At 62.6% G+C, this 6,446-nt stretch carries 6 protein-coding genes; 2 read left to right on the top strand and 4 right to left on the bottom strand.

Annotated elements, in window-relative coordinates; all coding sequences use genetic code 11:
- The first annotated feature begins 56 nt into the window (after window positions 1-56).
- Together CDN36_RS18580 and CDN36_RS18585 are read left to right on the top strand one after the other, a co-directional pair.
- Window positions 57-1,565, top strand: coding sequence for a CoA-acylating methylmalonate-semialdehyde dehydrogenase (locus tag CDN36_RS18580; RefSeq protein ID WP_287497544.1), 1,509 nt, complete (start codon window positions 57-59; stop codon window positions 1,563-1,565).
- Between the two features lie 220 nt (window positions 1,566-1,785).
- Window positions 1,786-3,417 (top strand): GMC family oxidoreductase, encoded by a 1,632-nt coding sequence (locus CDN36_RS18585; RefSeq protein ID WP_150555488.1) that lies wholly within the window; start codon window positions 1,786-1,788, stop codon window positions 3,415-3,417.
- Here CDN36_RS18585 and CDN36_RS18590 read toward each other — a convergent pair.
- The 4 genes from CDN36_RS18590 to CDN36_RS22545 form a co-directional block, all read right to left on the bottom strand.
- Window positions 3,409-3,807 (bottom strand): GNAT family N-acetyltransferase, encoded by a 399-nt coding sequence (locus CDN36_RS18590; protein ID WP_287497545.1) that lies wholly within the window; start codon window positions 3,805-3,807, stop codon window positions 3,409-3,411. The genes CDN36_RS18585 and CDN36_RS18590 overlap by 9 nt on opposite strands.
- Before the next feature lie 100 nt (window positions 3,808-3,907).
- Window positions 3,908-5,086: an MFS transporter gene (locus tag CDN36_RS18595; protein WP_287497546.1), complete on the bottom strand. Its 1,179-nt coding sequence runs from the start codon at window positions 5,084-5,086 to the stop codon at window positions 3,908-3,910.
- Window positions 5,083-6,036 carry a diiron oxygenase gene (locus CDN36_RS18600; RefSeq protein ID WP_287497547.1) on the bottom strand — a complete coding sequence of 318 codons (954 nt, stop codon included), beginning with the start codon at window positions 6,034-6,036 and terminating at the stop codon, window positions 5,083-5,085. The genes CDN36_RS18595 and CDN36_RS18600 overlap by 4 nt, the downstream gene beginning before the upstream one ends.
- Window positions 6,033-6,401, bottom strand: coding sequence for a nitroreductase family protein (locus CDN36_RS22545; protein WP_353846869.1), 369 nt, complete (start codon window positions 6,399-6,401; stop codon window positions 6,033-6,035). Before CDN36_RS22545 ends, CDN36_RS18600 begins: the two co-directional genes overlap by 4 nt.
- Window positions 6,402-6,446 lie beyond the last annotated feature (45 nt).

Raw genomic sequence — 6,446 nt, forward strand, 5'->3', positions numbered from 1 at the left:
CGATAACGAACGTGCGGCCCACGGACGCCGCAACATGCCTTCGGAGAGCAATGGATATGAGCAACGCTGATGTTACGACGGTGCAGCACTTCATCGGTGGCCGGCGGGTCGCCGGTGAGAGCGGTCGGTTCGCCGACGTTTTCAACCCGGCCCACGGCCGAGTGAGCGCGCGCGTGGCGCTGGCGGGCGAGGCCGAGGTAGACGCGGCGGTGGCCGCGGCCAAGGCCGCGTTGCCGTCGTGGTCGGAGACCGCGCCGCTCAAGCGTGCGCGAGTGCTGTTCCGTTTCAAGGCGTTGCTCGACGAGCATCACGACGAACTGGCACGCCTTATTACGCGCGAGCACGGCAAGGTGTTCTCGGATGCGCGCGGCGAGGTCACGCGCGGCATCGAGATCGTGGAGTACGCGTGCGGCGCACCGCATCTGCTCATGGGCAAGCATAGCGACAACGTGGGCGGCGGCATCGACAACTGGCATCTGCGTCAGCCTGTCGGGGTGTGTGCGGGCATCACGCCGTTCAACTTCCCGGCGATGGTGCCGATGTGGATGTTTCCGATTGCGCTCGCGTGCGGCAATACGTTCGTGCTCAAGCCGTCCGAGCGCGATCCGTCCGCGAGTCTGCTGATCGCCGAACTGCTGCGCGAGGCAGGGCTGCCGGACGGCGTGTTCAACGTGGTGCAGGGCGACAAGGTGGCGGTCGACGCGCTGATCGCGCATCCGGACGTCGACGCGCTGTCGTTCGTGGGCTCCACGCCGATCGCCGAGTCCATCTACACGGAAGGCACGCGGCGCGGCAAGCGCGTTCAGGCGCTCGGCGGCGCGAAGAACCATCTCGTGGTCATGCCCGACGCCGATCTCGACCAGGCGGTCGACGCGCTCATCGGCGCGGCTTACGGATCGGCGGGCGAGCGCTGCATGGCCATATCGGTCGCCGTGGCGGTCGGCCAGGTGGCAGACCGTCTGGTCGATGCGTTGGTGCCGCGCGTGAAGGCGCTGCGCGTGGGCCCGGGCGAGGACGATGCCTCCGAGATGGGGCCCGTCGTCACGGGCGCGCACAAGGCGAAGATCGAGGGCTATATTGCCGAGGGCGTGCGCGCCGGCGCGAAGTTGCTGGTCGACGGACGGGGCCTGCGGGTGCCGGGGCACGAGCAGGGGTTCTTCCTCGGCGGGACGCTGTTCGATCATGTGACGCCCGAAATGACGATCTATCGCGAGGAAATCTTCGGGCCGGTGCTGGCGGTGGTGCGCGTGCCCGATCTGGCGTCGGCCATCGCGCTCGTCAATGCGCACGAGTATGGCAACGGCGTGTCGTGCTTCACGAGCGACGGCGGCGTGGCGCGCACCTTCTCGCGCCAGGTGAAGATCGGCATGGTCGGTATCAACGTGCCGATCCCGGTGCCGATGGCATGGCAGTCGTTCGGCGGCTGGAAGCGCTCGCTGTTCGGCGATCATCACGCATACGGCGAGGAGGGGATTCGTTTCTACACGCGTTTCAAGAGCGTGATGCAGCGGTGGCCAGACAGCATTGCCAAGGGTGCGGAATTCACCATGCCGGTGGCGAAGTAAGCGAAGCTGGCGGTCGACCGGGATACGGGACAAGCGTGGAAGTCGTGTGGAAGCCGTGTGAGTTTGGAAAATGAGCGGGCGGGGCGCACGCGGCGACGTCACCACCCGACGACAAAATGAACCCGATGCCGGTGGCGACAGTCCACCTCACTTCGGGTGCCGCACCGGCGTCGGCACCGCACCATGGCGAGTGCCGCGCCATCGACGGAGACAGGCGGGAATGACCAAGCAGGCAGCAAAGCAGGAGAGCTTCGATTACATCATCGTGGGGGCCGGTTCGGCCGGCTGTGTGCTGGCCAACCGGCTCACGCAAGACCCCGACGTCAACGTGCTGCTGCTCGAGGCGGGCGGCAAGGACGACTATCACTGGATTCACATCCCCGTCGGTTACCTGTACTGCATTGGCAACCCGCGCACCGACTGGCTGTATCGCACGCAAGCGGAGGTCGGGCTCAACGGCCGCTCGCTGGCGTATCCGCGCGGGCGCGTGCTGGGGGGCAGCTCGTCGATCAACGGCATGATCTACATGCGCGGTCAGCGCGAGGACTACGACGCGTGGGCCGAGGCGACCGGCGACGACGGCTGGCGCTGGGACAACGTACTGCCGCTCTTCAAGCGCAGCGAGGATCACTACAAGGGCGGCACGGAGTTTCACGGCAGCGGTGGCGAGTGGCGCGTGGAAAAGCAGCGTCTGTCGTGGCGCGTGCTCGATTCGTTCGCCGATGCCGCCGAGCAGATCGGCATTCCGAAGACGGACGATTTCAATCGCGGCGACAACTTCGGCATCGGCTATTTCGAAGTGAACCAGCGGCGCGGCGTGCGCTGGAGCGCGGCGAAAGGTTTCCTGCGTCCGGCGATGCAGCGCCCGAACCTCACGACCGTGACGGGGGCGAGCGTGAGTCGTCTGCTGTTCGACGGCACACGCTGTACCGGCGTGGCGTATCGCGGGGGGAACGAAGACTTCACCGCGCTCGCGCGCGCGGAAGTGATTCTCGCGGCGGGCGCGGTGAACTCGCCGCATCTGCTGGAGGTGTCGGGCATTGGCGATGGCGAGCGTTTGCGCGAGTTCGGCATCGACGTCGTGTCGGATCTGCCGGGTGTCGGCGAGAACCTGCAGGACCATCTGCAACTGCGCACCGTGTACAAGCTGCGCGGCGCGAAGACGCTCAATCTGAGCGCCAACAGCCTGGTCGGCAAGCTGATGATCGGCATGCAGTACGCGTTTGCGCAGCGCGGGCCGATGAGTATGGCGCCGTCGCAGATGGGGGCGTTCGCGCGCAGCCGCGACGACGTGGCGCGGCCCGATCTCGAGTACCACGTGCAGCCGCTGTCGCTCGATCGTTTCGGCGAGCCGCTGCACAAGTTCAATGCGTTTACGGCATCGGTCTGCAATTTGCGGCCAACTTCGCGTGGCAGCGTGCATCTGAGCTCACCGGATGTGCGCGTGGCGCCGGCGATTGCGCCGCGCTATCTGTCGACGGAAGACGATCGGCGGGTCGCGGCGGACGCGATCAGGCTCACGCGCCGCATCGTGGGCGCGCCGGCGTTCGCGCGCTACGAGCCGCGCGAGTATTTGCCGGGGCCGTCGTACCAGAGCGATGAAGAATTGATGCGAGCGGCGGGCGACATCGGCACGACCATCTTCCACCCGGTCGGCACGTGTCGCATGGGGCGGGCGGACGATCCCGCCGCGGTGGTCGATGCGCAGCTTCGCGTGCGCGGCGTGCAGAACCTGCGCGTGGTCGACGCATCCGTCATGCCGGTGATTACTTCGGGCAACACCAATTCGCCGACGATCATGATTGCCGAGCGGGCGAGCGACATGATTCGGGCGGCGCGCAAGTCAGGGTGACGGGTTGGCGGAATGGGGCAGGGACTTTCGGAGAAGGTTGGGCGTATCGGTTTCTTGATAACGCGAGCATTGATAGAGTCGCGCGGCGCCCACGTTGTCGGGAAATACATGGAGCGATATCGATTTACAACCTTCCTCCGCGGCGATCGCTTCCGCCCCCGCTAGCGCCGCGCGCCCATACCCATATCGCCGGTATGGGGCCCAGATGAACAGGTCGAATAGAAATGCCTCGTCGCAGTTCGGAGGGATATTTAGCCAAACTTGCCCGACATGTGTGCCGCTGGACGTTTCGATAACGTTCCAGAATCTGTGTCCAGCTGTGCGTTGTCCGTTGGGTAGAAGGTTGGCGAACTTCTCGGATGCCATGGCCCGCGCTTCTTCGATACCCATGTCCGAAGTTCGGGCTGTGGCGATGGCGAAGTCGTGTTGCGTTCGCGAAGCGAACGATGTGAACGACGCATTGTCGAGGTCGCACAGAGTGACGTTAGGCTCAGCATACAAATTCGGTACTTTCACGTCTGTGGTCGCTCCAATAAATGAAAGTGCAAATTGCCGATGCGCAGAGAAGCAAGGCCGCAAGCACGAGAAACTTTGACACCGCGACGGTGGAGAGCCCGACGCTAAGGACGCCTGCCATGAAGAAGCGAATGGCGCCGGCCGCCGCCGCCGCGGTGCCTGCGTATGATTCGAAGACCTCCATCGCGAGCGTTGCTGCTGCGGGGCGTATGAGTGTTGTACCCAGCGTTGCCAGTGCCATGGGTGCGATCGCGGTGGCCAGGTGATCTCCGAGCCAGACGTAAAGTCCGATCATCGCCATACTCGCCGCCCCCAACAATGCGATGCCCAGTTGGATCTGCCTTCTGACAGTGACTCGCTTGGACATCCGATCCGCGACGAAACCGCCCAGCAGGTAAATGGCGCCATACAGGAGGAGCACGTTGGCGTATTCGTACGGGCTATATCCAAGCGCTTCGACAAACAGGCTCGGTGACAGGATGACGAAGGCGAAGTGACAGGCAAAGGCGAAGGCACCGAGAAACGTATAGCAGAGAAAAGTTCGATGAGTAGCCAGATCGAGATAGAGCCGCATGCATTTGGCAAGGCTCATGGTGGGAGCGCGAGCAAGGTCGTTCAGATGCCATGCCGCATAAAACCAGACGCTGGTGGCAATCGCAGCAAATAACCAGAAACTTGCCTGCCACCCGAAGTGTTCCTCAAGTACGGCGCCAAGAAGTGGTGAGCACGCAATGCAAAGGCCGCCGAAGGTGACGTTTACGATTCTGGCGCGGAGCCCGGTGCCCCCCGGAAAGGTATCCTGAATGATCGCCTGAGCGAGCACGAAGCATGAACATCCCAGAGCCTGAAGCAGACGGAATGCCACATGCGATGCGTAAGTCGGCGCCAGCGCGCCGCCGATGGCGCCTATGGATGCAATGACCAATCCCGTGACCAGCACGAGCCTGCGTCCGAAACGGTCGGACAGAGGGCCGACGAAGAGCTGCAGCAGCGAGAAATTTATCGCGAAGTACCCCACGAGCGACGCGACGGAGTCGACACTGGTTTCGTACCGGTTCGCGATAGAGGCGAACGAGGGCAGCATGACATCGAGAGGAAGCGCACTGAGGGCGGTAAGCGCGTTCGTCAGAATGATGGCAGCGACGGGTGTCACAGGTGGTTCTCCATAGGGAGGAGTCCGGCCTCGATAAATGGGATGCGGTGTTGGCGGGACGCCAGCATTCCGCTCAGGTTGATGGCTGCCAGCGTCGCTTTCGCACCGTCCCTCGCCCTCGAGCGGTGCGCGGCTTCTGTGCGGCGATCGGTGATTATGGATGTGATCGATTCGGAGGAGACGCCATGGGCGTCAAGTGTTTTTGCGAGCCACGCGTCGTCTAGCGAGAAGCACTCAAGAATGATGCGGGGCAATGTACTGGAGCAGACAGCTCGCTCTCGCGCAGTCATTTTCTTCCATACCAGTTGGAACAGTTCGGAGAAATAGTGACTGTGGCGCCACTCATCATCGAGATGGTCACGAAGCATTCTGAAGACGGGTTGTATCAGCGTAGGACGCGCCATTTCCAGGAATGCACGAGTTATGACTGTCTCCGCGACAAACCCAACAAGAAATGCAATCAACGGTCGGTCGCGTTTGCTGGCCTCGTTCACCATCTGCGTTAGCCGCTCGATGCGAGGAAACGTCTGTGAAGGCCCCGTTTGCAACGCGAATCGGCATCGCACCTGCAGCGCAACGTCCGACGACATCATCGCGTGGTACCCCTCGTCAACGTAGATTCTTAATGCTGCGCAACGGAAGTCTTCAGGCACGCGCACCGGAAGTTCCCGATGCGCTATCGACTCGACGGACCGGTTCACGACGCGGTGTTCCAGCAGTGTTGTGTATTCGAGGAAATAGACAAGATTTGCTGCCAGTATCGACTGGATGGCGGACTTGTCGAATGTGCGGAATTCGGAATTTTCGAGATATGGCAAGGCCTTGCGAAAGAACCAATCTCGTTCGGAAGTAGTGGGGTCCGCCAGGGAGAGGCAATCATAGGCTTGCGGCCTTGACCGCACGGACGACGACTTATCCCAATCGCCAAGGAGTATGTCGACGGCGCTCATGGAAGTGTTTCCGTTGACGGTTGTCGGGACACAATGGCTCTACGCGCCGGATCGAGTTCATCGCCCGTCCCGTGCCCAGCGCCGACGAAGAGCAGCGGTTGCTCACCGTCATCATCGATCAGGAGTTGGGCTCTGACCTCCCGGTCGCGGAAGGCTCCCGAAAGCCACGTCTTCAAGCCGCAAGCTGTGGCGCACAGGAGAAAGGTCTGGGACAAGTGGCCAATGTCCAAGAGGGAGACGCGGTAGGCCCGGGAGTGAGGGTATTTCCACCACATGCGATCCAGCCTGCCGGTGAAGAAAACACCAAATCCTATTGATCCGGCCCTTGCGCACTTGAAATTTTCTGCACCACCCTCAACTCGGATTCATGCAAGCAACCGACATGAGATCGCTGAGCCGCGAAGCGCGGC

The sequence above is a fragment of the Pandoraea sp. CB10b_02 genome (assembly GCF_002216225.1).
Classification (GTDB): Bacteria; Pseudomonadota; Gammaproteobacteria; order Burkholderiales; family Burkholderiaceae; genus Pandoraea; species Pandoraea nosoerga.